The organism is Streptomyces mauvecolor, assembly GCF_039532965.1.
In the GTDB taxonomy this organism is placed as follows: Bacteria; Actinomycetota; Actinomycetes; order Streptomycetales; family Streptomycetaceae; genus Streptomyces; species Streptomyces violascens.
On record NZ_BAAASQ010000007.1, the window covers coordinates 84,184 to 107,676 of the forward strand.

Sequence of the window (23,493 nt, forward strand, 5' to 3'; positions counted from 1 at the left end):
AAGGCCTCAAGGGCCAGCCCGGCAAGGATCGACCCGCTGGGGACAACCCAGCCAGGGGCGCGGGGAACTGCGCGACCAGCCACACACAACCCGCACCCGAACCACCAACACACCCCCGGCGGGTTCAGGGAAGGGGTGGGGTGGGGGCCTCCCGGGGTCTGGGGCGCAGCCCCAGGGACGGCCCCCAGGGTCAGCTTCCGTCGCGCAGATCCGGCGACGCACACCCCCGGAACTCCACCGAGTCGAACGCCACCCCGCACCCCTCACCCGCAGGCGACTGCGCCAGGAAGCCGACCCGGGCCACAGCACTCTCCTCCGGCGTCCCCAGCGCGAAGACCCGGACGAAGATCCAGCGCTCGCCGTCCGTCGAGGCGTGGAAGGCGAACGCCTTGCCGGTCCGGCTGACCCGCAGCCAGACGCTGTCCCCCTCCACCTCCCAGGAGTTCGCGTCGTCGGACAGCCCCCGTGTGACGACCGTGCAGATCGTCGGCCGCCGCGGCGAGAGCTCCAGGCAGAGCTTGGCCCACTGCCGCTCGCCCACGTGGACGTACAGGACGCCCGCGTCGAAGGGCGCCTCGAAGGAGACGGTCGCCCGGGCGATCAGCTGGAAGTCGCCCGCGGGGGCGACCCCGAGCAGCCGGGGCGCGTCGGAGGCGGGCTCCAGCCTCTCCCCGCCCGGCGGCACGAACCGGTCCTGGCGGGCTCCGGCGCGTACCGAGAGGACCCCGTCGTCGTACGTCCAGGGCGCCTCCGGCCCGAACGGCTCCAGCGGGAAGGGCAGTTCGGGCAGACGCACCGTCACCCGAGGGTGCCGTTCACGCGGCGGGGCAGCCCCAGCGGGTTCTCGTCGCGCAGTTCCGGCGGCAGCAGGGCCTGGGGGGTGCTCTGGTACGTGACCGGGCGCAGCCAGCGTTCCACGGCGGTGGCGCCGACCGAGGTGGAGGTGGAGGTCGTCGCCGGGTACGGGCCGCCGTGGTGCTGGGCGGGGGCCACCGCGACCCCGGTGGGCCAGCCGTCCACCAGGACACGGCCCGCCAACTGGGTCAATTCTGCGAGGAGTCGGGACCCCGAACCCTCGCCCGCCGCCTCCGCCGAGGACAGTTGGAGGGTCGCGGTCAGGTTGCCCGGAAGGCGCGAGAGCACCGCGCCGATCTCGGACGCGTCCGCGTACCGGGCGACGACGGTGACCGGGCCGAAGCACTCCTCCAGGAGCAGGTCGTGCTCGCCCTCCGTGGCCAGCAGGGCCGCCGGTACGGTCAGGAATCCGCCGCTCACGGTGTGCTCGCCGCCCGCGCCGGGCGTGACCGGGGCCTCGACGCCGGGCAGCGCGGCCCGCTCGGCGACCCCGGCGACGAACGCGTCCCGCATCCGGTGGTCGAGCATGACCCCGGCGTCGGTGTCGCTGACGGCCGCCGTGAGGGCCTTGATCAGCGCGTCGCCCGCCTCGCCCTGGGGGGCGAGCACGAAGCCGGGCTTGGTGCAGAACTGGCCGACACCCATGGTCATCGAGGTGCCGAGCCCGGCCCCGATCTGCTCGCCGCGCTCCTCGGCGGCGGCCGCCGTCACCACGACGGGGTTCAGCGAGCCGAGCTCGCCGTGGAAGGGGATCGGCACGGGCCGCGCGGCCGCCGCGTCGAACAGCGCCCGCCCGCCGCGCACCGACCCGGTGAACCCGGCGGCCGACACCAGCGGATGACGTACGAGCTCGACGCCCGCGGTGAAGCCGTGCACCAGGGCCACGACGCCCTCGGGGAGGCCCGACCGGACGGCCGCGCGGCGCAGCAGCGAGACGCAGAGCTCCGAGGTCGCCGGGTGGTCCGGGTGCGCCTTGACGACGACCGGGCAGCCGGCCGCGAGCGCGCTCGCGGTGTCACCGCCGGGCACGGAGAAGGCGAGCGGGAAGTTGGAGGCCGAGTAGACGGCGACGACACCGAGCGGGATCTTGACGCGCCTGAGGTCCGGCCACGGCGGGGTGCGGGACGGGTCGGCGTGGTCGATGCGTATGTCGAGGAAGGAACCGTCCTCGACGGCCTCGGCGAACGCCCTCAACTGGGCGGTGGTCCGGGCCAGTTCGCCCTTGAGCCGGACCGGGCCGAGCGCCGTCTCGGCGTCGGCGGCCTCCACCACGTGCTCGGCCGAGGCGTCCAGGAGGTCGGCCGCGGTCCGCAGGAAGACGGCCCGTACGCTCAGGCCGGCCAGCGCCCCGCGGGCGGCGTGGGCGGCCCTGACGGCCTGGTCGACCTCTTGGGGCGTGGCTTCGACCGCAACCTCTTCACGCGGCTTCCCCGTTCGGGGGTCGACACTCCAGACTGGTGCTGCTGCGCTCACCACGTTGTCCTTCCACTGCCGGTCCGCTCCTGCCACCCACCAGGACTTGTTCGGTATTCTGAACAGAGTTCCCGATGCTGAATATGCTGGGACTCTATTGACGGGCGTTCCGCCTTGGCAAGAAGCCTCGGCGAGAAGGAGCGGGGTGCTGGATGTCGGCTGCCGATTCAGGTGGAGCACAGGTCAAGTCCGCGGTGCGGACCGTCGAGTTGCTCGAGTATTTCGCAGGGCGGCCCGGAATGCACTCCCTCGCCGCGGTCCAGGAAGCGGTTGGCTACCCGAAGTCCAGTTTGTACATGCTTCTGCGCACGCTGGTCGAGCTCGGCTGGGTGGAGACCGACGCGACGGGCACCCGGTACGGCATCGGCGTGCGGGCCCTGCTGGTCGGCACCTCGTACATCGACGGCGACGAGGTGGTGGCGGCGGCCCGCCCCACCCTCGACCGGCTCTCGGACGACACCACCGAGACGATCCACCTCGCCCGCCTCGACGGCACGAACGTGGTCTACCTCGCCACCCGCCAGTCCCAGCACTACCTGCGCCCCTTCACCCGGGTCGGCCGCCGCCTGCCGGCCCACTCGACCTCGCTCGGCAAGGCGCTGCTCGCCACCCACAGCGACGAGCAGGTGCGCAAGCTGCTCCCGGAGACCCTCCAGCAGCTCACCGAGCACACCATCACCGACCGCGAGAAGCTCATCGAGGAGCTGCACCTCATCCGCGAGCAGGGCTATGCCGTGGACCGCGAGGAGAACACGCTCGGCCTGCGCTGCTTCGGCGTCGCGATCCCGTACCGCACCCCGGCCCGCGACGCGATCAGCTGCTCGGTGCCGGTGGCCCGGCTCACCCCGGCCCACGAACAGATGGTGAAGGACGCCCTGTTCGACGCCCGGGACCGCCTGACGCTGGCGACCCGCCGCCTCTGACGGGTCCCCCCTCCCCTCCCCCGTACGGCGGAGGCGGATCATCGGGGCGCAGGACGCGGCGGGGTGCGGCCGCGCGGGAGCGTGAGGTCATGACAACCGCCGCTCTCACGCGCCCCGCGCTCCGTCCCGCCCTGCGGGCCGTCGCCATCGCTGCCTGCCTGCCCTACCTCGCCCTCAAGATCGCCTGGGTCGCGGGCAGCCACCTGGGCATCCCGGACCACAGCGTCCTGCTCGCACACCGCGGCCGGATGGCGGCGGCCAACAGCGCCTCGGTGCTCATGGACTCGTGCGTGGTCGTCCTCGCGCTGCTCCTGACCCGGCCGTGGGGGCTGCGGGTGAAGGCCTGGCTGCTCGTGCTGCCGATGTGGCTCGCCACCGGACTGCTCGCGCCGGTCATGACCGGATACCCGCTCCAGCTCCTGGTGCGCGCGCTGAGCGGCACCGCCGTCGGGACGTCTTCCGGCCCCGCGAGCACCCCCTTCCTCGACGAGTGGGTCTTCGGTGTCGTCTACACCGGTTTCATCGTCCAGGGCCTCGCGCTCGGCACCCTGTTCGCGCTGTACGCCCGCGACCGCTGGGGGCACCTGTGGCGCGGCCGGCTCGGCGAGCTCCCGGACGGCGCCGTACGGCCCGCACAGCGGACGGCCGCCGTCGCCGTGGCGGTGCTTTCGCTGCTTCCGGCCGGAACGCACCTGCTGTGGTCGACGGGGTCGGCGGCGGGCCTGAGCCCGTCCATGGCCGAGGGGCGGACCTGCGACCAGTACGTCGTGGAGGCGGTGTTCGCGGCGTTCGCCGTCCTTGGCGCGGCCGGGGTGCTCATGGTCGCCCTCGGGCTCGGCCGGTCGCTGCCGCTCCGGGTGCCGCTGGCCCTGGCATGGCTGGGCTCGGGCGCCACCGCATGCTGGGGCGGCTGGCTCTCCGCCCTCACCGTCACGGACGGCTCGGCAGACGGCCCCACCGTGACGATGGACCTCACTTACGCTGTGCAGATGATCGCCGGGATACTTGCCGCCGCCATCGGCGCCCACTTCTTCGCCGGACGCTCCCGCCGCCCGGGCCGTATGCCGTGATGCGCGCGCTGTTCGGCGTGCGGGCGCGCCACCGCTGGGTCCATCTGGTCATCGGCGGGGCCCTGTTGATGCCGTACTTCCTGGTGAGCTCGGTCATCGTCGGCTCTTCCGCGCCCGGGGTCAGCTCCTTCGACTCGTTCCCGCGTGCGCTCGTCACCTTCGCCGTGGCGCTGCCGTTCGCGGCCGTCACCGGCCTGGTGCCCATCGCCCGGCCGCTGCTCGTGTTCGGCGCGCGGGCACTGTCCGGGGTGGATCCGGCAGCGCTCGCCGACGGGCCCGCGCGCTCCCGGGACGCCCGCCTGCGCACCTCCGCCTGGTACACGCTGCATGTCGCGCTCGGCGGGATCCTGAGCGGGATGAGCCTGGCGCTGCCCCCGTTCACGGTGTTCCTGATCGTGCTGCCCGTCTCCCCGGGCCTGCGCCACACCGTGTACAGCACCTCCGGCCCGCTCGCCGGCGGCTGGGGCATCGCGTGCGCCCCGGTCGCCGGGGTCGCGATGCTGATTGCCCTGGCGGCCTGTTCGGCGGCGGCCGGGGCGCTGCTCGCCCGGCTCGCGCCGGTCCTGCTCGGCCCGTCACCCGCCGACCGCCTGGCCGCCGCCGAGCAGCGCGCGGCGGAGCTGGCCGTACGCAACCGGCTCGCGCGCGAGCTGCACGACTCGGTGGGTCACGCCCTGAGCGCGGTGACGCTCCAGGCGAGCGCGGCCCGCCGCGTCCTGGACTCGGACCCCGAGTTCGTACGCGAGGCGCTCGCCGCCATCGAGGAGACCACCCGGCGCACGGTCGGCGAACTCGACTCCGTCCTCGGCCTGTTGCGCCAGGACGACGGCGATCTCGCGACGCCGGACCTCGCTGCCCTGGAGGGCCTGCTGTCCCGCACGGGTCTGAAGGTGGCGTACTCCCTGAAGGGCGATCCGGCCTCGGTGCCCGAGCTGGTCTCCCGGGAGGCGTACCGGATCGTCCAGGAGGGCCTGAGCAACGCCCTTCGCCATGGCGGGAGTTCCCCCGTCACCCTTCAACTCGCCCTGGATGGCGGAGAGTTGGCTCTCATGATGGAGAACCCCCTGTCCGGGGGCGCGCCGGTGGTGCGGCCGGGCGGCGGACGCGGCCTGCGCGGCATCGCCGAGCGGGCCGTGCTGCTCGGCGGACACGCCTCGGCGGGCCCGGCCGGAGATGTCTGGCGGCTCAGCGCCCGCCTCCCGCTCGGCGGTGCGCGATGAGCGACGCGGTCCGGGTGGTGGTCGCCGACGACGAGCGGATGGTGCGCACGGCGCTGCGGGTGATCCTCGACGCCGAGCCCGGCCTGGAGGTCGTCGGCGAGGCCACCACGGGCGCCGAGGCCGTCTCGGTCGTCCGCGACAGGCTTCCCGACGTCGTTCTGATGGACGTCCGGATGCCCGAGATCGACGGCATCCGCGCCACCGAGCAGATCCTGGCCACGCTGGCCGCGCCGCCGAGGATCGTGGTGGTCACGACCTTCGAGAACGACAGTTACGTGTACGACGCGCTGCGCGCGGGCGCCTCCGGGTTCCTCCTGAAGCGGGCCGCCGCCGAGGAGCTGATCCAGGCGGTCCGCCTGGTCGCGCGCAGCGACTCGCTCCTGTTCCCCGCGAAGGTCCGCGAGCTGGCCGCCCAGCACGCGTCCGCCCGCGCCGCGGCCCCCTGGACAACCCGGCTCACCGAGCGCGAGGCGGAGGTGCTCCGCCTGATGACGACGGGCCTCACCAACGCGGAGATCGCCGGACGGATGGGGGTGGGACCTGCCACCGTGAAGACCCATGTCGCCTCGGTCCTGGCCAAGACGGGCACCCGCGACCGCACCCAGGCGGTGATCGCGGCGTACGAGTCGGGCTTCGTACGGCCCCGATGAAGGTTTCCTGAGAAACCGGGACAACAGGAACTCCGCGCTCCGGCCCGTCCGTCTTGCGTACGGGATGAACAAGACAATCAGGCGCGCCTCGGTCTTCTGTCTGCTGATGGTGCTCGCCCTCCTCGGACGAGCCACCTATGTGCAGTTCTACAAAGGCCAGGCCCTCGCGGACGACAAGCTGAACCGGCGGAACACCATCGCGGAGTACTCGCAGCCGCTCGGGGACATCATCGTGGCCGGCTCGCCGGTCACCGGCTCGGAAAGGACGAAGAGCGGCGATCTCGCCTACCAGCGCAGCTACAAGGACGGGCCGATGTACGCGCCGGTCACGGGCTTCGCCTCGCAGGTGTACGGATCGACCCAGCTGGAGGGGATCTACTCCAAGGTCCTCGACGGCAGCGACCCGCGCATGCAGAACCCCTTCGACGCGCTCACCCGGCAGCGCGCGCCCGGCGGTGACGTCCTGACGACGATCGACCCGGCGGTGCAGAAGGCCGGCTTCCAGGCACTGGGCAACAAGGAGGGCGCGGCCGTCGCGATGGACCCGAAGACCGGGCGCATCCTCGGCATGGTCTCCACCCCGTCGTACGACCCGTCGAAGATCGCGGGATCCTCCTCCGCCGACGGCGACGTGTGGAAGCAGTTGTCCGAGGACAAGAGCCAGCCGATGCTCAACCGGGCGCTGCGCCAGCCGCTGGCGCCGGGCTCCACGTTCAAGCTGGTGGTGGCGTCGGCGGCGCTTGAGAACGGCCTCTACTCCTCGATCGACGAGAAGACGACGAGCCCCAACCCGTACCGGATGCCGGGCACGACGACGGATCTGCGCAACGAGTCGGCGTCCGCGCCCTGCGAGAACGCCTCGATCCGTACCGCGCTCGAATACTCCTGCAACAACGTCTTCGGCAAGATGGCCGTGGACCTGGGCCAGGACAAGGTGCGGGCGATGGCCGAGAAGTTCGGCTTCAACGACGCGAAGCTGGACGTTCCGGTACGCGCCCAGGCGAGTGTGTACCCGAAGAACATGAACGCGTCGTCGACGGCGTTGTCCGGCATCGGCCAGTTCGATGTGACGGCGACGCCGATGCAGATGGCGATGGTGTCGGCCGCCATAGCCAACGACGGTGTCATGTCCTCACCCCACATGGTGTCCAAGGTGACGGACTCCAAGGGAAGCACCCTCCAGTCCTACTCGGACTCGGACGGGAAACGCATCATGTCGTCGAAGACGGCTCAGCAGATGTACAGCGCGATGGTCTCGGTCGTCACCGACGGCACCGGGTCCAACGCGAAGATCGGCGGCCTGGAGGTCGGCGCCAAGACGGGCACGGCCCAGCACGGAGTGGACAACTCCAAGAAGCCGTACGCCTGGTTCACCTCGTTCGCCAAGGACGCGAAGACCGGCAAGGAGGTCGCGGTGGCCGTGGTCATCCAGGACTCCGACGCCGAGCGCTCCGAGGTCAGCGGCAACGGCCTGGCGGGCCCGGTCGCCCAGGCGATGATGAAGGCCGCACTGGCCTCGCAGTGAAGCCCGGCCCGGGGCGCACGCGGACGGACGGCGCCCCGGACCGGAGTGGTCGGCACCAAGGGCTACGGCAGGAAGTACATCGGGTTCGGGATCTTGTACGTGTTGTCGGCGTAGCCGCCCGCGAGGTCGGTGTACTGGTCGCCGAGGTTGGCGACGATGTTGTAGCCGAGCGACTCGATGTGCTTGCGGGTGCCGGCCTTGTAGTCGACGGTCGAGCAGGTCCAGGTGGGCTTTCCGCAGCTCAGGTAGGCCGGCGGGTTGGCCTTGTCCTTGAGGAAGAAGTGCGCGGCGTCGACCGGCACGTTGTAGCCGGCCTTGGTCAGGTTGGCGGCGCTGGCGTTGCGCTGGGAGGCGTCGCGGCCGGTGAGGAAGAAGACGGTGACGCCCTTCTTGGCCGCGTAGTTGACCAGGTCCGGCATGCCGAACACGGCTATCGACTGCGCGCTCTGCACATAGGCGTCGAAGGCGGCGGCGTTGTAGGCGAAGCCGTTCTTCTTCTCGTAGTCGTACGTCAGGAGCGTCGTGTCGTCGACGTCGAGCACGATGGCGGGCTTACGGCCGTCCCGCCCGGGGTGCTCGGCGGCGTGCTTGATCTGCCGCTTGGCGCGGGCCTCGATGTCGGCAACCTGCTTGGCGTAGTTGCTCTTGGGCGACGCCTGGAAGTGCCCGGAGGCGTCGGCGGTACCGCCGTAGTACGCGTTGATCTTGTCTTCGACCTTGGTGATGTTCGGGATCTCGCGGTCCGACTTCGGCGCGGCGTTGTCGGCGGAGGCCGCGCCGACGCCGTAGAAGGCGACGCCGGTGACGGCGAATGCGGCGGCGGTGGCTGCGGCTTTGGTGAGAGTGCGCATGGGGATTGTCTACGCGCATCACATGGCCTCCCGCCAGGGGAAATACGGAAATCTTTGCCGCACTGTGTCCTACCGGGGGTAGGGCCGTGCGTCGAGTGCTGCCCTCGGACCAAACGCCCTGGGGCTCCGCCCCAGACCCCGTTGAGCCCCCACCCCACCCCTTCCCGAAACCCGCCGGGGGTGGGGTGGTTCGGCTGCGGACCGGGGGTGGCTGCTCGCGCAGTTCCCCGCGCCCCTGGCAGGGTCGACCTTTGCAGGGTGCCCCGGGCAGGCATACCCAGCCCGTCCGGCGTTTGAGGACGAGCGCCCTTAAGGCGCGAACGGGGTCTGGGGCTGAGCCCCAGGGGACCAGCTCAGCCCACCCACACCCCCGGAGGGTCTCGGGAAGGGGCGGGGTGGGGGCATCCGGGGTCTGGGGCGGAGCCCCAGCGCACCCCGCCGGGCCGCACCCCCGCCCCCGGAGCCACGCGGCGGAGCCGCAGAGTGTCACAGCCGGGAAGGGGCGGGGTGGGGATCGCGCCGCGGGCCGCTACCCCAGCACCCCCGCCCTCCGCACCGCCTCCAGGTCCGTCCGCGACGCCAACCCCGTATGGTAGAGGCGGAGTTCGGTCGCGCCGAGCGCCGCCACCCGAGCCGCCTCCCGCGCCAGCTCCCCCGGCCGGCCCCCCATCCCCGACACCACCGTAAGGTTCGCCGCAAGCACCCCCGCGGAGCCCAGCGCCGCGAAGGGCGCGAGGAGGTCCGGCCCGCCCGCGCAGGGCACCACCACGCCGTCGGCCACGCCGAGCACGTGCCGCGCGTCGACCCCCGCGTTGGCCCCGCACCGCTCCGGCCGCGGATCCGCATGCAGCAGCACCTGGAAACCCGGCCCGCCCCGCTCCCGTACCGCCGCGACGGCCGCCTCCTGGAGCTCCCGGGCGGCGCGCGTACGGAACTCCAGCGTGGCCGCGAGCAGTTCCGCGCCGGACGCCCCCACCGGGCCGCCCCGCCACACCGGCTCCAGCGCCCCGCGCACCCGTACCCTCAACTCACCCGCGTCCAGGCCGACTTCGCCGTACCCCCGCTCGCACGACGCGCAGAAGCACAGCGACATCAGATACTCCGCGGTGCCGTCCAGCGCCACCCCCGCGATCTTGTCGTGGCCGTGCAGATGCGCGAGGCCGTACCAGCCGCAGGATTCGAGTTCGGTACCGCCCGCGCCGGGGCGCGCCGCCGCCTCCGCCGCCAGGGCGACGAGATACGCGCGGACCCGGGGCTGGGCGATGCAGGGCGCCCACGGGTAGCGGTCGCCGTACGCGTTGACCACCGACGTCTCGGGGTGCTCCGCGCCCAGCCGGGAGTTGTGCGCGAGCACCACCCAGGAGTGAACGTCGAGACCGGCCGCCGCCAACGACGCGGCAGCCTCGCCGTACGCGTCGCCCGGCGCCCAGGCCCCGGCCGGACATGGTCTCAACTCCCTTCCCTGCCAGTGTGGTTCGTCCGGCGGGTACAGCACCGCCGCGTACTCCGCCGTGACGATGCGGTGGCCCGGGTGGTGCGGGGTCAGGGCGCGGGTCGAGTGGTAGGCGGAGGCCAGCGTCACCTGGCGTACGCCGAGGTCGGCGATGCGGGCGGGGGCGTCCGGGTCACCGAGGACGTCCCACGGATAGAGGAACGCGGACGCCTTCACGCGCCCGCCCCGGGTGCGGCCGACCCGCCCTCCCCCGGCGCCAGCAACCCCCGCCCCCGCTCGATCAGCGCGGCCAATTGCTTGACGTGGTCGGCGTCGGGCTCGCTCAAGGGCGGCCGCACCTCGCCCACCTCCAGGCCGCCCAGCCGCACCCCCGCCTTGACCAGCGACACGGCGTACCCGCGCCCCTGGTTGCGCAGTTCGACGAGCGGTACGAAGAAGCCGTCCAGGAGGCGGTTGGCCAGGGCGTCGTCGCCGGATTCGAGGGCTCGGCAGAAGGCCAGCGCGATGTCGGGGGCGAAGCAGAACACCGCCGACGAGTACAGGGTGATGCCGATGCCCCGGTAGGCGAGGCCGGTCAGTTCGGCGGTGGGCAGGCCGTTGAAGTACAGCGGGTCCAGGCCGGCCGAGCGTACGGCGCTCACGATCCGCTGCATCAGGTCGAGGTCGCCCAGGCCGTCCTTGAAGCCGATGATGCCGTCGACGCGAGCCAGCGCCACGGCCGTTTCGGGGGTGAGGACCGCGTTGTCTCGCTGGTAGACGATGACGTCCAGCGAGGTCGCCGCGGCCAGTTCGGTGTAATGGCGCAGCAGGCCCGCCTGGTCGGCGACGACGAGGTAGGGCGGCATCGCGAGCAGCCCGTCGGCGCCGGCCCCCTCGGCGAGGCGGGCGTACTCGACGGCGAGAGCCGTGCCGTATCCGGCGCCCGCGACCACCGGGACGCGGCCCGCGCTCTCCTCGACGGCCGCGGCGACGCAGGCGCGGAACTCCCCCGGGGTCAGGGCGTGGAACTCCCCCGTACCGCAGCAGGCGAACACGGCGGCGGCACCCGCCTCGATCCCCTGGCGCACGTGCACGCGGAAGATGTCGAGGTCGAGGCCGCCGTCGGGCCCGTACGCGGTCACGGGGAAGAACAGCGGTCCGCTGACGTGAGTGAGGCGGGCGGCGAGCGGGGCTGAGGTCACGGGCTGCTCCCTGGGCAAGGACCGTCGTGCACAATTCTGACTGACGTCTATATTTCTGAACGGAGTCACGCTAAGCCCGCGCCCTGGCGGCGGTCAAGGCGAACAGCCTTGACGCGCGGGCGGATTCGACACCTTCGCGGGCCACTTGACGACCCTCCGCCTCGCTCCCTAGCGTGTCCACGCATGTGAATCACGTCCATGGATGCGGTAAGCCACCCCTCCGTATCCCCATGAACGGCCCCGCACCCCGAGGAGAGCCCATGCCCCGTCCCCGCACCGTCCTGCTCACCGGCGCCGCCGGCGGGCTCGGCACCCTGATGCGCGGGCTGCTCCCGGCGTACGGATACGAGCTGCGGCTCCTGGACATGCTGCCCATCCCCGGCGAGCCGGACGCGATCACCGCCGACCTCGCCGACACGGACGCGCTGCGCGAGGCGGTGCGCGGGGCCGACGCGGTCCTGCACCTCGCGGGGATCTCCCTCGAAGCCTCCTTCGACAAGATCCTCAAGGCCAACATCGAGGGCACGTACCACCTCTACGAGGCCGCGCGCCGGGAGGGCGTCGGGCGCATCGTCTTCGCCTCCTCCAATCACGCGGTCGGCTTCACGCCCCGCCCGCAGGAAGCGGACGACCCGCTGATTCCGGTCGCCACCACGCACCGGCCCGACACCTTCTACGGGCTTTCCAAGGCCTTCGGCGAGGACCTCGCGCAGTTCTACTGGGACAAGTACGGCCTGGAGACCGTCTCGGTCCGCATCGGCTCCTGCTTCCCGGAGCCCACCTCCGTGCGGATGCTGTCGATCTGGATGAGCCCCGGCGACGGGGCCCGGCTCTTCCACGCCGCGCTCACGGCCGAGCGGGTCGGGCACAGCGTGGTGTACGGATCGTCCGCCAACACCCGCCTGTGGTGGGACCTCTCATCGGCGCGGGCGCTCGGTTACGAGCCGCGGGACGACTCCGAGCCGTACGCCGACAAGCTCGTCGCCGAGCAGGGCGGGCTCGACCCGGACCTGCCCGAGCACGCCTGCCTCGGCGGCCACTTCACCACCGACCCGCCGATCTGGCCGCACTGACACCGCCTGGAGCAGGGAAAACGCGGCGCCGACATTCGGGCGAGGTTCAAGGAACCGTAAAGCGGCGCCGCTCGTTTCCGGGACATGACCGCAATGACCCCTGGCTCGAACCTTCCGCTCCCGACCACCCGCGTGACGGTGGACGTGGCCGCCCCCGTGCGGCTCGACGTCTCGGGCCTGCTGCTCACCGCCGACGGCAAGGTGCGCTCGGACGACGACTTCATCTTCTACAACCAGCCGCAGGGTCCCGGTGTCACCCACCGCTCCGGCGGCGGCACCGCACCCGACGCGATCGTCGTGGACACCGCCGCGGTGCCGCCCGGCATCGAGAAGATCGTGGTGACCGCGAGTCCGGACGCGGCGGGCCAGACCTTCCAGGGCATCGAGCCCACGGCCACGGTGCGCAACGGGGACGACGGCAGTGTGATCGCCACCTTCACCCCGCCCCGGCTCGGCACCGAGACGGCCCTGGTGGTCATGGAGATCTACCTGCGCGGCGGCGCCTGGAAGGCCCGCGCGGTGGGCCAGGGGTACGCGAACGGCCTGGCCGGGATCGCCACGGACTTCGGCGTCTCGGTCGAGGAGCCCGCGGCGCCGCCTGCCGCACCCCCGATGCCGTCCGCCCCGCCGGCCGACCCGCGCCTCGCCGCCCCGGCCCCGGCGGCACCGGCCGCTCCCGCCGCCGCGCCCGCGAGCAGCGGGAAGATCAACTTGGACAAGGGCCGGGTCAGCCTCCAGAAGAACCAGACGGTCTCCCTGGTCAAGGGCGGCCGCCCGCTGCTCTCCCAGGTCAAGATGGGCCTCGGCTGGGAGCCCGCGTTCCGCGGCAAGGACATCGACCTGGACGCGTCGGTGATCGCGTACGGCCCGCAGCGCAACCATCTGGACAGCTGCTACTTCGGCAAGCTCTCCATCCTGAACGGCGCGATCAAGCACTCCGGCGACAACCTGACGGGCGAGGGCGCGGGCGACGACGAGGTGATCACGGTCGACCTCGGCCGCATCCCCGCCGAGGCCACCGGCCTGGTCTTCACCGTCAACTCCTTCTCCGGCCAGAAGTTCACCGAGGTCGCCAAGGCGTACTGCCGCCTCATCGACGCGGCGAGCGGCGAGGAGCTGGTGCGCTTCGACCTGACCGGTGCGGAGCCGCAGACCGGCGTCATGATGGCGAAGCTCATCAAGCAGTTCTCCGGCGAGTGGGAGATGACCGCGCTCGGCTCGTTCGTGAAGTCCCGTACGGCCCGCGGCATGGTGAAGCCCGCGGCCGAGGTGCTGTAGCGCGCCACTCCGACCGGGTGAGGGCGGCGGGGCCACGGGCCTCGCCGCCCTCACCCGTGCGCCCCCACCCGGGCCGCCCCTCGCCCACTCCTACGACCACCCCTGTTGGAACCCCACAACACCCCTGGGACAAATCGCTGCCTCCCTACCATTCGCGCGAAGCCACCTCCCCTGGCAGAGTCGGAGCATGAGCGATCTTGCAGAAGTACTCGTCACCGGGCTCGGCGCGATCACCCCGCTCGGCGCCGACACCGCGACCACCTGGGCCGGGATGCTGGCCGGTACGTCCGGAGCCGGCCTGATCGAGGAGGAGTGGGCGGACGGCCTGCCGGTCCGGGTGGCCGCCGGGCTTTCCGTGGACCCCCTCTCGCTGCTCACCCGGGTCGAGGCACGCAAGCTTGACCGTTGTGAACAACTCGCGATGATCAGCTCCCGCGAGGCCTGGCAGGACGCGGGCACCCCGGAGGTCGCACCCGAGCGGCTCGCCGTGGTGATCGGCACCGGCACCGGGGGCGTGCTGACCACGCTGGGCCAGGACGACACGTTCGAGCAGGGCGGGGCCCGGAAGCTCTCCCCGTACGCCGTCCCGATGCTCATGCCCAACGGGCCCGCCGCCTGGGTGTCCATGGAGCTCGGCGCCCAGGGCGGGGCCCGCACGCCGGTCAGCGCCTGTGCGTCGGGCGCCGAGGCGATCGCGATGGGCCTGGATCTGATCCGCGCGGGGCGAGCCGATGTGGTGGTGGCCGGTGGCACCGAGGCCTGTCTGCACCCGTTCACGATCGCCGCGTTCGCGCAGATGAAGGCGCTGTCGACCGAGGACGCGGACCCGGCGTCGGTGTCCCGGCCGTTCGACAGGGACCGCAGCGGCTTCGTGATGGGCGAGGGCGCGGGGATAGTGGTCCTGGAGCGGGCCGAGTTCGCGCGGGCCCGGGGAGCGCGGGTGTACGGGTCGGTGGCCGGGGCGGCCGTCACGTCCAGCGCGGACCACATCACGGCCTCGGACGTGGCCGGTCAGGTCCGGGCGATCGAATCGGCGCTGCGGGACGCCCGGTTGAGCCCCGCCGACATCGGCGTGGTGCACGCGCACGCCACCTCAACGCCGTCGGGCGACCTCGCGGAGGCGGAGGCGGTCGCCAAGGCCATCGGCACGCACCCGGTGGTCACCGCCACCAAGTCGATGACCGGCCACATGCTGGGCGCGTCCGGCGCGGTGGGAGCGATCGCGGCGCTGCTCGCGCTGCGCGACGGCACCGTGCCCGCGACCCGCAACCTGGACCACCTCGACCCGGCGGTGACCCTCGACGTGGCCGGCGAGAACCGTACGGGATCGTGGGACGCGGCGCTCGCCAACTCCTTCGGGTTCGGCGGGCACAACGTGAGCCTGGTGCTCGGGCGGGCCTGACCTCCCGTCCGGCGGGGCCCCCTGGGGGGGCGGCAAGCCGCCGCCGCGTATAAACGGCAGGGCAACCGCCTTCGATCTGGGGAGAGTTCATGAATCTGCCGGCCACCGACCGTCGCGTACTCGTCAGCGGGGCCTCCCGGGGGCTGGGCCGCGCCGTCGCCCAGGCGTTCGCGGCCCAGGGGGACCGTGTGGCCGTGCACTTCGGGTCCCGGGAGGAGGAGGCCCGCGAGACCCTCGACTCGCTGAAGGGGTCGGGGCACGCGCTGGTCGGCGGCGATCTCACCGACCCCGCCGGGGCGCGGCGCGTCGCCGATGCCGCGGCCGGCGCGCTCGGCGGCATCGACGTCCTGGTGAACAACGCGGCCGTGAACCTCCGCCATCCGCTCGCCGAGACCCCGTACGAGGAGTGGGCCGAGCTGTGGCAGCGGCACGTGGGCGTGAACCTCCTCGCCACCGCCAACCTCAGCCATCTCGCCGCGTCCCGGATGATCGAGCAGGGCACGGGCGGGCGGATCGTGAACATCGGCTCGCGCGGCGCCTTCCGCGGGGAGCCCGACCACCCCGCCTACGGGGCGACCAAGGCGGCGGTGCACGCGCTCGGCCAGTCGCTCGCGGTGTCGCTCGCCCCGTACGGGATCGGGGTCGCCTCGGTCGCGCCCGGGTTCTTCGAGACGGAGCGCGTCGCGGGGCGGCTGGGCGGGGCGGAGGGCGAGGCGATCCGGGCGCAGTCGCCGTTCGGGCGGGTCGCCTCCGCCGAGGAGATCGCGGAGGCGGTCCGCTGGCTCGCCTCGCCGCTCGCCCAGTGGTCGTCGGGCGCGGTGCTCGACCTCAACGGGGCGTCCCACCTGCGGACTTGAGCCCGAACCGCACACAGACGGGTGCCCCCCCGATCGATCGATCAGGGGGGCCACCCGCATCAGCCCTACAGCCAAGGCCAGTTGGCCGACCGGCCTGCTTCGAGCAGCGGCACCATGCGGAACGCCGCGTCCGTGAGGCCCGCGAACACATGGCGGTTGTCCGTGCCGGACGGGCCGTGACCCACCCGGTACCCCGCGAGGTTCCAGGTGTAGACGGGCACGTCCGCCGGGACCAGCGCCGTCGGGTCGCCGCCGTAGTGGTACGAAGCCTGCTCGTCCGTCACGATCAGCACCCGGTCGTGGCGGCGGTAGTGCCCCCGCACCGCGTCAGCCGTGTTGGTGCCGCCCAGCTCACCGAAGCGCTCCAGGACCTTCAGGACGGACTCCCCCGCCCTGTACTTCACCCGCGCGCTGTCGGTGCCGAACTCCACGAGGTCCGCGTCGGCGGCCCGCAGCGCGAGCGCCGTACCGAAGATCGCGGCCGCGTCCGCCCGGTTGAGCTTCGAGCGGTCCGAGAGCGGCGACCACATCGAGCCCGAACGGTCCACCAGGATCAGCGTGCGCCCGCCCAGCGACGGCACGTTGGCCAGCGAGTGGCCGAGCGCCTTCTCCAGCGGATACGACCAGCGCAGCGACGGCGCGTGCTGGTACGCGGCGAGGTAGCGGAACGGGAACTGCCGGGACTTCGCGACGACTTCGGGGTCCGATATCTTCGCGGCGACCGAGGCTGCCACCTCGTCCGAGACGCCCGCCTCGTCGAAGTTGCGCAGGTTGCGCACCAGGGCCATCGGGCCCATCGACGGGATGACCGCCTCCCAGGCCTCCTTGTCCATCGGCCCCTGCAGCCAGCCCGCGAGCGCCTCCCACGTCAGGCCCGCCCCGGCAAGCCGCTCGGCGCCGTCCGGCGCGAGCACGACCGCCCGGCGCTCCTGGACCGGCAGCTCCATCAGCTCGCGGTGCGCGCTCAGCACCCGGTCGCCGGCCGGCGGCACCGCGGTGTCGGGGTGGTGGCGGCGGTCGAGCGCGTACCGGAACAGCTCGCCCTGCCAGGGCTTGGCCGGGTCGGGCGCCGCGTGCACCAGGTTGAGGATGTCGCCGAAGCGGTACCCCTTGGACGCGGTGTCGTACTTGAGCAGCGACCTCCCGCTGTAGAGGCGGCGTACGGCGTCGGCGATCCCGCGCTTCACGGGCTTGGGCACGTTCCGGCCGTACATCGAGGTCCAGTACCCGAGCAGCTCGCCGGGCTCGTCCGGGCGGAGCAGCACCGAGGCGACGACCTGCCGGTTGGACGGGCCCTCCGCGGCGCCCGCGTCGAGGCGCGCCTTGACGTACTCGGCGGCGCCGACGACCGAGGCGGTACGCATCCCGCCCTCGCCCCGCAGCCAGCCGAGCAGGCCCGCGGTCCACTCGGGGTCCTCGACGGCGAGCCCCCGCACGAGCGCCGCGAACCGGCTGTCGCGGGCGTCGCCGGTCTCGTAGAAGGTCTGCTGGGACACGAAGTTGGCGACCGCGAGCAGGAAGAGCTCGGAGCGGGCGTCCCGCAGGTGGCCGGGGCCGCCCTCGTGGGTGAGGGCGGTGGCGCCGGTGGACGCCACGGGCGACGTGGTACGCGACTTGGTGGCGCGCAGGTTGAACCGAGCCATGGTGAATGGCCTCCCGAGATCGAATTCGGCGACGGCGGATTTCGTTGGAGGAAGTAGCCGTGGCCTGCGCACCGGGAGGTGCACAAACTGGTGAGTGTGGGCGCCTCGGAAGCAGGTCCCGCCTGCGCATCCGGACGAGTTCGACCTTAGGCGGCGGCCCGGACGGCACGCCAAGTATTTTCGGCGGGCGGCTCCGTCGAGAGCTCCACACAGGCTCAACCAGGCGCGAGACAGGCACAGTCGGGGTATCGGACATGCCACCGCCCGGAGGCCGTGCGGCCCCCGGGCGGTCGGGGTGTGACGAGGCGTCAGGCGCGGGAGCGGGCCTTGAAGGCCGCCTTGCGGGCCTCCTTCGCCGTGGGCTTGTCGGGGTGGAGGCGGCCCATCGCCTCCAGGACGTCGGCGGTCGCGGGGTGCTCCACCCGCCAGGCCTCGTCGAAGAACCCGCTGTGCTGGCCGACCAGACCCTCGACGAGTTCCTGGAGCTCCTCCAGGTCACCCTCCACGGCGAGCTGCGCGGCGATGGTGTCGATGGCCAGCCAGAAGATCATCGCCTCGGAGGGCGGCGGCACGTCGGGGGCACCGCGCTCGGCGAGCCAGACCCGGGCGAGGCCGCCCAGTTCGGGGTCGGGCAGCACCTCGCGCACGGCGGATTCGGCGGAGGCGCCGGTCAGGGCGAGGGCCTGCTGGCAGTGCAGCCGGCGCAGCGGGCCGCCCTCGTCGCCGCCCCGGGCCGCGGTGAGCAACTCCCTTGCCGCTTCGGCCGGTTCGCGCCGCGCGAGCCACTGCTCGGTCTCGGCGCGGGCCGAGAGTTCGGGGAAGAAGGCGATGCCGTCGAGCAGGGCGTCGGCGCCCTTGTCGGCCAGGTCGCCGACGGCCGGGGCGTCCACGCCGGCCTCCAGCATCCGGGCGCGCACGCCGTAGAGGCCGAGCGGGGTGAGGCGGACCATGCCGTAGCGGGAGACGTCCTCGTCGTCGACCGGCGGGGCGGGCTCGTCGCCGACCTCGGCCATCAGGGCCTCGTCGACGGGCTCGTACTCGACCAGGCCGATCGGCTCCAGGAGCCGGAACTGGTCGTCGAGGCGCATCATCGCGTCGGAGACCTGCTCCAGGATGTCGTCGGTGGGCTCGCCCATGTCGTCGGGGACGATCATCGAGGCGGCGAGCGCGGGCAGCGGCACGGGCCCCTCGGGGGTGCCGCCCTCGCTGACGGTGAGCAGGTACAGGTTGCCGAGGACGCCCTCCAGGAAGTCGGCCTCCTCCTCGGGGTCCCATTCGAGGCGGTCGAAGTCGATCTCGCCGTTCTCGCCGACCAGGTCGGCGAAGTCGTCGATCATCGGGGCGGTGGCGTCCGCGAAGACCACGTCGAAGGCGTCGAGCCAGACGGCGAGCACGTCGTGCGGCGAGCCGGAGGTGAGCACGGAGAGGTTGTCACCGGCACAGGCGGTGCCCTCGGCGTCCTCGTCCTCCTCGCCCGCGGAGTTCGGCGTGCCGGGGGCGTCCTCGATGTCGACGAGGCCGGTGTCGACCGCGACCCGCCAGGCCTCGCTCGCGTACGCCGGGCCGTCCTGGTCGTCGCCCAGGCCGAGTTCGGCGGCGGCCGCGGGCAGCTGCTCCTCGACGAGTTCGCCGCCCGCGCCGACCCGGGTGTCGGGCCCGGCCCAGCGGGCGAGCCGCACGGCGCGGGCGAGCAGCGGGGCGGACAACGCGTCCCGGGCCAGCTCCGCCTCGGAGTTCAGCCGTACCGGCGGCAGGGTGGGGCGGTCTCCGGACATCTGGGGGTACTCCTCGGCCGTACGGTCTGGGCGCTCTGGGTCGCGCTGGGTCAGCGATGGTTGAGCGGCACCCAGCGTAGACGCATTTCACCGGGTTCCGCTGCGCCGGCCGTGCGCACCCGGCGCCGCCCCCCGCTTCCCCCGGCTCCACCGCGGCGCGCCCCCGGCGGCGGCCGCACCCGGTCCCCGGGGGTTCATCTGCCCGTCGGTTTTGATCCACCCAAGAACTCTTGACAACTCCCCACTCCAGACAAGAGATTGACGCGCGTAGAACTGCATCGCCGCACGCACCTTTCTCTCATCTCCTCCCTCATCACCTCCGGAGTACCTGAATGCCCGTTCCCAGAACCGCCGCCGTGTCCGCCGTGGTCGCCACCGCACTCGCCGCCGGACTGGTCTGCGCCGCCTCCTCGCAGGCGGCCCCCGCGGCCCCCGTGCAGGCGAAGATCCATGACATCCAGGGCACCACCCGGATATCCCCGCTCGCGGGCCAGCAGGTCACGGGCGTGACCGGCGTGGTCACCGGCGTGCGCGCCTACGGCTCCTCCAAGGGCTTCTGGTTCCAGGACACGGCGCCCGACAAGAACCCCGCCACCAGCGAGGGCATCTTCGTCTTCACCGGCTCGAACCCGACCGTCGCGGTGGGCGACGCGCTGGAGGTCTCGGGCACCGTGACCGAGTACGTGCCCGGCGGCCCGTCCTCGGGCAACCAGTCGCTGACGCAGATCTCGAAGCCGACCATCACGGTGGTCTCCCAGGGCAACGCCGTGCCCGCGCCGGTCGTGATCACCGCCCGCTCGGTGCCCGACCGCTACACGCCGAACGGCGACCCGGCCGCCCAGAACAGCGTCAACGGCCTCACGCTCCAGCCGAAGAAGTACGCCACGGACTACTACGAGTCCCTGGAGGGCATGAACGTCCGCATCGGCACCTCGCGGGTGGTCGGCGCCACCGACCCGTACTCCGAGCTGTGGGTGACGGTGAAGCCGCAGGAGAACCGGACCGCCCGCGGCGGCTCGCTCTACTCCTCGTACGACGACCAGAACACCGGCCGCCTCCAGATCCAGAGCCTGATCCCGACCGCCCAGCAGGCCTTCCCCACCGCGAACGTGGGCGACACCCTGACCGGGACCACCGAAGGCCCCCTGGACTTCAACCAGTTCGGCGGCTACACGATCACCGCGCGCACGCTCGGTACGGTCAAGGACAACGGTCTCAAGCGCGAGGTCACCCGCAAGCAGCGCACGGGCGAGCTGGCGGTCGCCACGTACAACGTGGAGAACCTGGACCCGAGCGACCCGCAGTCGAAGTTCGACGCGCTGGCGCAGGGCGTCGTCACCAACCTGGCCTCGCCGGACATCGTGGCCCTGGAGGAGATCCAGGACAACAACGGCGCGAAGAACGACGGCACGGTGGACGCCTCGGCGACCGTGAAGAAGTTCACGGACGCGATCGCCCTGGCGGGCGGCCCGGCCTACCAGTGGCGCTCGATCGACCCGGAGAACAACAAGGACGGCGGCGAGCCGGGCGGCAACATCCGCCAGGGCTTCCTCTTCAACCCGGCGCGGGTCTCCTTCACCGACCGTCCGGGCGGCGACTACAAGACCGCCGTCGGCGTCACCGGCACCAAGGGCCACCCGGCCCTCACCCTCTCGCCCGGCCGGATCGACCCGGCCAACCCGGCGTGGACGGACAGCCGCAAGCCGCTGGCCGGCGAGTTCGTCTTCAAGGGCAAGACCGTGTTCGTGATCGCGAACCACTTCGCTTCGAAGGGCGGCGACGAGAGCCTTCTCTCGCAGCACCAGCCGGTGCCGCGCTCCTCGGAGGCCAAGCGGCTGCAGCAGGCACAGGCCGTCAACGCCTTCGTGAAGCAGCTGCTCGCGGCCGACAAGCACGCCGCCGTGCTGGCCGTCGGCGACATCAACGACTTCGACTTCTCGGGCACGACCAAGGCCCTGGAGGACGGCGGCGCGCTGCGCTCGGCCTACCGCACGCTGCCGAAGAAGGAGCGTTACTCCTACGTCTACCAGGGCAACACCCAGGTCCTGGACCAGGTCCTGACGAGCCCTGCCGTCCGGGGCTTCGACTACGACAGCGTGCACATCAACGCGGAGTTCGCGAACCAGACCAGCGACCACGACCCGCAGATCATCCGCTTCCACCCGTAGCGGGTACGGGGCCGGCCGGGCAGCACGTGACCCCGGCCGGCCCAGCCTCACCCGGCAGCGTCGCCGCCCCGGATCGCGGCGACGGCCCGGCCGAGCAGCGAACGGAGCAACTCCCGTTCCTCTGCGGTGAATGCACGCTCGATGCGGCGCTCGATGGCCACCGCCCGCTCATCGGCGGTGGCCAGTGCCGTACACCCCTTCTCGGTGAGCCGGGTCTCCAGGACGTTGCGATGCCAGGGGTGCGGGGTGCGCTCGACCAGGCCGCGCTCTTCGAGGTTCTTCAGTACGACGTTCATGGCCTGCGGGGTGACCAGGCAGGCCCGGGCCAGCGCGGCGGCCGAGATGCCGGGCGCGCCGGAGAGCCCGAACAGCGCGGCGTACTGCGGCACGGTGAGCCCGGCCGCCTTCACCGCCGCGCTCTTCGCGGCGATCAGCTCCTGCTCGGCGCGCTTGATGTCGAAGCCGAGGCGCTCCTCGGGCGGCATGGTCATGCCCCGAGGATACGACGCGAAGATAAAACCCTTGCGCATCATCAATACATTGATAACGTTCAGCTCCATGACGACGAAGGCGATCTCGACCGACAGCAACTCCGTTATCCCCGCCAGCCACGCCGATCTGCTGACCCGCCCCCTCTTCGTACACCTCGCCACCAAGGGCCCGAACGGCACCCCGCACGTCAACCCCGTCTGGCAGGAGTGGGACGGCGAGTTCCTGCGCTTCACCACGACCACCACGCGCCGCAAGTGCAAGAACGTCACCGCCGACCCCAAGGTCTCCGTCTCGGTCAACGACCCCGACCAGCCCTACCGTTACCTGGAGGTCCGGGGCACGGTCGAGCGCATCGAGCCGGACCCGACGGGCGCGTTCTTCGACGTCCTGGCCAAGCGGTACGGCCTTGAGTACGAGGCTCCGGTGGGCGACGCGGAGCACCGGGTGGTCCTGGTGGTGCGCCCGGAGCGCACGACGTCGCAGTGACGGGCCGCATTGATTCAGCAGCACTACGGGCAGCCGCCAGAAACTCTAAGTAGACGTTAACTCTCGGCCGGGCAAAACTGCCCGTATGACGACACCTTCGAGCCCGCTCTCCCCTCCTCGCCCCTTCGGACGCGCGCTGTGCGCCATGGTCACGCCGTTCACGGAGTCGTACGAGCTGGACCTGCCGGCCGCGCAGAAGCTGGCCGCGCACCTGGTCGACAACGGGTGCGACGGCCTGGTCCTGAACGGCACGACCGGGGAGTCGCCGACGACCTCCGACGAGGAGAAGACCGCGCTCGTGCGGGCGGTGGTGGAGGCGGTCGGCGACCGGGCGGCGGTCGTGGCGGGGGTGGGCAGCGCGTCCACGGACCACACCGTCGCGCTGGCCCGCGCGGCCGAACGGGCGGGCGCGGACGGCCTGTTGGTGGTGACCCCCTACTACAGCCGCCCCCCGCAGTCCGCCGTGGAGGCCCACTTCCGCACCGTGGCCGACGCGACTGCGCTGCCGGTGATGCTGTACGACATCCCGGGCCGCACGGGCACGCGGATCGAGGTCGCCACGATGCTGCGGCTCGCGGAGCACGAGCGGATCGTGGCGGTGAAGGACTGCGCCTACGACCTGCTCGGCTCGACGAAGGTCATCGGCGGTACGTCACTGGCGTACTACTCGGGCTCGGAGGAGCTGAACCTTCCGCTGTACGCGGTGGGCGGGGCGGGCTATGTGAGCACGGTGGCGAACGTGGCGCCGCGCGAGCTGAGGGCGGTACTGGATGCGCACGACGCGGGTACGCCCGCGGAGGCGGCCCGCCTCAACCGACTCACCCTGCCGCTGACGGAGTTGATGATGGCATCGGGCCTGCCGGGCGCGGTGACGGCGAAGGCGCTGCTGGACCATCCGGTGCGGGCGCCCTTGCAGTCGGCCGCCCCGGACGAGGTGTCCCGCTTGCGGGCGGCGCGGGATGCGCTGCGCGCGGGGTGAGCCGGGGTTCACGATCCGGCCGCGGCCCGGGTGCATCCCGCCAAGGCCGACCCTGCCAGGGGCGCGGGGAACTGCGCGACCAGCCACCCAGGGCCCGCATCCGAACGGCAGGGGGCACAGGGGGCGAAGCCCCCTGTGC

Annotated in this window: 20 protein-coding genes; 12 read left to right on the plus strand and 8 right to left on the minus strand. The window is 72.3% G+C overall.

All coding sequences use genetic code 11. The annotated features are described in order from the left end of the window. Positions 1 to 190: 190 nt before the first annotated feature. Positions 191 to 802 carry a DUF1349 domain-containing protein gene (locus tag ABD346_RS07220; protein ID WP_344373101.1) on the minus strand — a complete coding sequence of 204 codons (612 nt, stop codon included), beginning with the start codon at positions 800 to 802 and terminating at the stop codon, positions 191 to 193. Beyond that, positions 799 to 2,328 (minus strand): aldehyde dehydrogenase (NADP(+)), encoded by a 1,530-nt coding sequence (locus ABD346_RS07225; RefSeq protein WP_344373104.1) that lies wholly within the window; start codon positions 2,326 to 2,328, stop codon positions 799 to 801. Before ABD346_RS07225 ends, ABD346_RS07220 begins: the two co-directional genes overlap by 4 nt. A gap of 152 nt (positions 2,329 to 2,480) precedes the next feature. Between ABD346_RS07225 and ABD346_RS07230 the strand changes: the two genes are divergently transcribed. The 5 genes from ABD346_RS07230 to ABD346_RS07250 all read left to right on the plus strand — a co-directional run bounded on the left by ABD346_RS07230 (position 2,481) and on the right by ABD346_RS07250 (position 7,716). Beyond that, the gene (locus ABD346_RS07230; RefSeq protein WP_053729383.1) at positions 2,481 to 3,251 is read left to right on the plus strand and encodes an IclR family transcriptional regulator; all 771 of its coding nucleotides are present in this window, start codon (positions 2,481 to 2,483) and stop codon (positions 3,249 to 3,251) included. An 89-nt stretch (positions 3,252 to 3,340) separates the two neighbouring features. Next, positions 3,341 to 4,321: a hypothetical protein gene (locus ABD346_RS07235; protein ID WP_344373107.1), complete on the plus strand. Its 981-nt coding sequence runs from the start codon at positions 3,341 to 3,343 to the stop codon at positions 4,319 to 4,321. Further along, a complete protein-coding gene (locus tag ABD346_RS07240; RefSeq protein ID WP_344373110.1) occupies positions 4,321 to 5,541 on the plus strand; it encodes a sensor histidine kinase in 1,221 nt (406 codons plus the stop codon). The genes ABD346_RS07235 and ABD346_RS07240 overlap by 1 nt, the downstream gene beginning before the upstream one ends. After that, positions 5,538 to 6,191 carry a response regulator transcription factor gene (locus tag ABD346_RS07245; RefSeq protein WP_344373113.1) on the plus strand — a complete coding sequence of 218 codons (654 nt, stop codon included), beginning with the start codon at positions 5,538 to 5,540 and terminating at the stop codon, positions 6,189 to 6,191. The genes ABD346_RS07240 and ABD346_RS07245 overlap by 4 nt, the downstream gene beginning before the upstream one ends. Before the next feature lie 64 nt (positions 6,192 to 6,255). Continuing rightward, the gene (locus tag ABD346_RS07250; protein ID WP_344373116.1) at positions 6,256 to 7,716 is read left to right on the plus strand and encodes a peptidoglycan D,D-transpeptidase FtsI family protein; all 1,461 of its coding nucleotides are present in this window, start codon (positions 6,256 to 6,258) and stop codon (positions 7,714 to 7,716) included. Between the two features lie 62 nt (positions 7,717 to 7,778). Here ABD346_RS07250 and ABD346_RS07255 read toward each other — a convergent pair whose 3' ends face one another. The 3 genes from ABD346_RS07255 to ABD346_RS07265 form a co-directional block, all read right to left on the minus strand. After that, on the minus strand, positions 7,779 to 8,567 hold the full coding sequence (locus ABD346_RS07255) for an HAD family acid phosphatase (protein ID WP_344373119.1): 789 nt from the start codon (positions 8,565 to 8,567) through the stop codon (positions 7,779 to 7,781). Between the two features lie 529 nt (positions 8,568 to 9,096). Then, positions 9,097 to 10,236, minus strand: a complete 1,140-nt coding sequence (locus ABD346_RS07260) for a hypothetical protein (RefSeq protein ID WP_344373123.1) — start codon at positions 10,234 to 10,236, stop codon at positions 9,097 to 9,099. Further along, entirely contained in the window at positions 10,233 to 11,201 is a 969-nt protein-coding gene (locus ABD346_RS07265) for a 5-dehydro-4-deoxyglucarate dehydratase (protein WP_344373126.1), read from the minus strand. The genes ABD346_RS07260 and ABD346_RS07265 overlap by 4 nt, the downstream gene beginning before the upstream one ends. Before the next feature lie 260 nt (positions 11,202 to 11,461). On the opposite strand from ABD346_RS07265, the gene ABD346_RS07270 reads away from it, so the two are divergent. The 4 genes from ABD346_RS07270 (at position 11,462) to ABD346_RS07285 (ending at position 15,811) form a co-directional block, all read left to right on the plus strand. Then, positions 11,462 to 12,274 carry an NAD-dependent epimerase/dehydratase family protein gene (locus ABD346_RS07270; protein ID WP_344373129.1) on the plus strand — a complete coding sequence of 271 codons (813 nt, stop codon included), beginning with the start codon at positions 11,462 to 11,464 and terminating at the stop codon, positions 12,272 to 12,274. 84 nt (positions 12,275 to 12,358) lie between these two features. Next, positions 12,359 to 13,552, plus strand: coding sequence for a TerD family protein (locus ABD346_RS07275; protein WP_344373131.1), 1,194 nt, complete (start codon positions 12,359 to 12,361; stop codon positions 13,550 to 13,552). Between the two features lie 187 nt (positions 13,553 to 13,739). Further along, positions 13,740 to 14,954, plus strand: a complete 1,215-nt coding sequence (locus tag ABD346_RS07280; RefSeq protein ID WP_344373134.1) for a beta-ketoacyl-[acyl-carrier-protein] synthase family protein — start codon at positions 13,740 to 13,742, stop codon at positions 14,952 to 14,954. Positions 14,955 to 15,043: 89 nt separating this feature from the next. Next, positions 15,044 to 15,811 carry an SDR family NAD(P)-dependent oxidoreductase gene (locus tag ABD346_RS07285; protein WP_344373137.1) on the plus strand — a complete coding sequence of 256 codons (768 nt, stop codon included), beginning with the start codon at positions 15,044 to 15,046 and terminating at the stop codon, positions 15,809 to 15,811. Between the two features lie 65 nt (positions 15,812 to 15,876). Here ABD346_RS07285 and ABD346_RS07290 read toward each other — a convergent pair whose 3' ends face one another. Together ABD346_RS07290 and ABD346_RS07295 are read right to left on the minus strand one after the other, a co-directional pair. Further along, positions 15,877 to 17,454, minus strand: coding sequence for a TROVE domain-containing protein (locus ABD346_RS07290; RefSeq protein ID WP_344373140.1), 1,578 nt, complete (start codon positions 17,452 to 17,454; stop codon positions 15,877 to 15,879). A gap of 308 nt (positions 17,455 to 17,762) precedes the next feature. After that, the gene (locus ABD346_RS07295; protein WP_344373143.1) at positions 17,763 to 19,229 is read right to left on the minus strand and encodes a hypothetical protein; all 1,467 of its coding nucleotides are present in this window, start codon (positions 19,227 to 19,229) and stop codon (positions 17,763 to 17,765) included. Positions 19,230 to 19,561: 332 nt separating this feature from the next. Here ABD346_RS07295 and ABD346_RS07300 point away from each other — a divergent pair, with 332 nt between their 5' ends. After that, positions 19,562 to 21,397 (plus strand): endonuclease/exonuclease/phosphatase family protein, encoded by a 1,836-nt coding sequence (locus ABD346_RS07300; RefSeq protein ID WP_344373146.1) that lies wholly within the window; start codon positions 19,562 to 19,564, stop codon positions 21,395 to 21,397. A gap of 47 nt (positions 21,398 to 21,444) precedes the next feature. Here the strand turns inward: ABD346_RS07300 and ABD346_RS07305 are convergent, their stop codons facing one another. Continuing rightward, on the minus strand, positions 21,445 to 21,888 hold the full coding sequence (locus ABD346_RS07305) for a MarR family winged helix-turn-helix transcriptional regulator (RefSeq protein ID WP_344373149.1): 444 nt from the start codon (positions 21,886 to 21,888) through the stop codon (positions 21,445 to 21,447). A gap of 67 nt (positions 21,889 to 21,955) precedes the next feature. On the opposite strand from ABD346_RS07305, the gene ABD346_RS07310 reads away from it, so the two are divergent. Both ABD346_RS07310 and dapA read left to right on the plus strand, forming a co-directional pair. After that, entirely contained in the window at positions 21,956 to 22,375 is a 420-nt protein-coding gene (locus tag ABD346_RS07310) for a PPOX class F420-dependent oxidoreductase (RefSeq protein ID WP_344373152.1), read from the plus strand. An 85-nt stretch (positions 22,376 to 22,460) separates the two neighbouring features. Next, positions 22,461 to 23,354, plus strand: coding sequence for a 4-hydroxy-tetrahydrodipicolinate synthase (gene dapA, locus ABD346_RS07315; protein ID WP_344373155.1), 894 nt, complete (start codon positions 22,461 to 22,463; stop codon positions 23,352 to 23,354). Positions 23,355 to 23,493: the final 139 nt, after the last annotated feature.

Bases quoted from the DNA above. Each gene is read 5' to 3' on its own strand.
- ABD346_RS07240 (WP_344373110.1), top strand. From the start codon at position 4,321: ATGCGCGCGCTGTTCGGCGTGCGGGCGCGCCACCGCTGGGTCCATCTG.
- ABD346_RS07295 (WP_344373143.1), bottom strand. From the start codon at position 19,229: ATGTCCGGAGACCGCCCCACCCTGCCGCCGGTACGGCTGAACTCCGAG.
- dapA (WP_344373155.1), top strand. From the start codon at position 22,461: ATGACGACACCTTCGAGCCCGCTCTCCCCTCCTCGCCCCTTCGGACGC.
- ABD346_RS07275 (WP_344373131.1), top strand. From the start codon at position 12,359: ATGACCGCAATGACCCCTGGCTCGAACCTTCCGCTCCCGACCACCCGC.
- ABD346_RS07270 (WP_344373129.1), top strand. From the start codon at position 11,462: ATGCCCCGTCCCCGCACCGTCCTGCTCACCGGCGCCGCCGGCGGGCTC.
- ABD346_RS07305 (WP_344373149.1), bottom strand. From the start codon at position 21,888: ATGACCATGCCGCCCGAGGAGCGCCTCGGCTTCGACATCAAGCGCGCC.
- ABD346_RS07255 (WP_344373119.1), bottom strand. From the start codon at position 8,567: ATGCGCACTCTCACCAAAGCCGCAGCCACCGCCGCCGCATTCGCCGTC.
- ABD346_RS07290 (WP_344373140.1), bottom strand. From the start codon at position 17,454: ATGGCTCGGTTCAACCTGCGCGCCACCAAGTCGCGTACCACGTCGCCC.
- ABD346_RS07300 (WP_344373146.1), top strand. From the start codon at position 19,562: ATGCCCGTTCCCAGAACCGCCGCCGTGTCCGCCGTGGTCGCCACCGCA.
- ABD346_RS07250 (WP_344373116.1), top strand. From the start codon at position 6,256: ATGAACAAGACAATCAGGCGCGCCTCGGTCTTCTGTCTGCTGATGGTG.
- ABD346_RS07245 (WP_344373113.1), top strand. From the start codon at position 5,538: ATGAGCGACGCGGTCCGGGTGGTGGTCGCCGACGACGAGCGGATGGTG.
- ABD346_RS07235 (WP_344373107.1), top strand. From the start codon at position 3,341: ATGACAACCGCCGCTCTCACGCGCCCCGCGCTCCGTCCCGCCCTGCGG.
- ABD346_RS07310 (WP_344373152.1), top strand. From the start codon at position 21,956: ATGACGACGAAGGCGATCTCGACCGACAGCAACTCCGTTATCCCCGCC.
- ABD346_RS07285 (WP_344373137.1), top strand. From the start codon at position 15,044: ATGAATCTGCCGGCCACCGACCGTCGCGTACTCGTCAGCGGGGCCTCC.
- ABD346_RS07230 (WP_053729383.1), top strand. From the start codon at position 2,481: ATGTCGGCTGCCGATTCAGGTGGAGCACAGGTCAAGTCCGCGGTGCGG.
- ABD346_RS07280 (WP_344373134.1), top strand. From the start codon at position 13,740: ATGAGCGATCTTGCAGAAGTACTCGTCACCGGGCTCGGCGCGATCACC.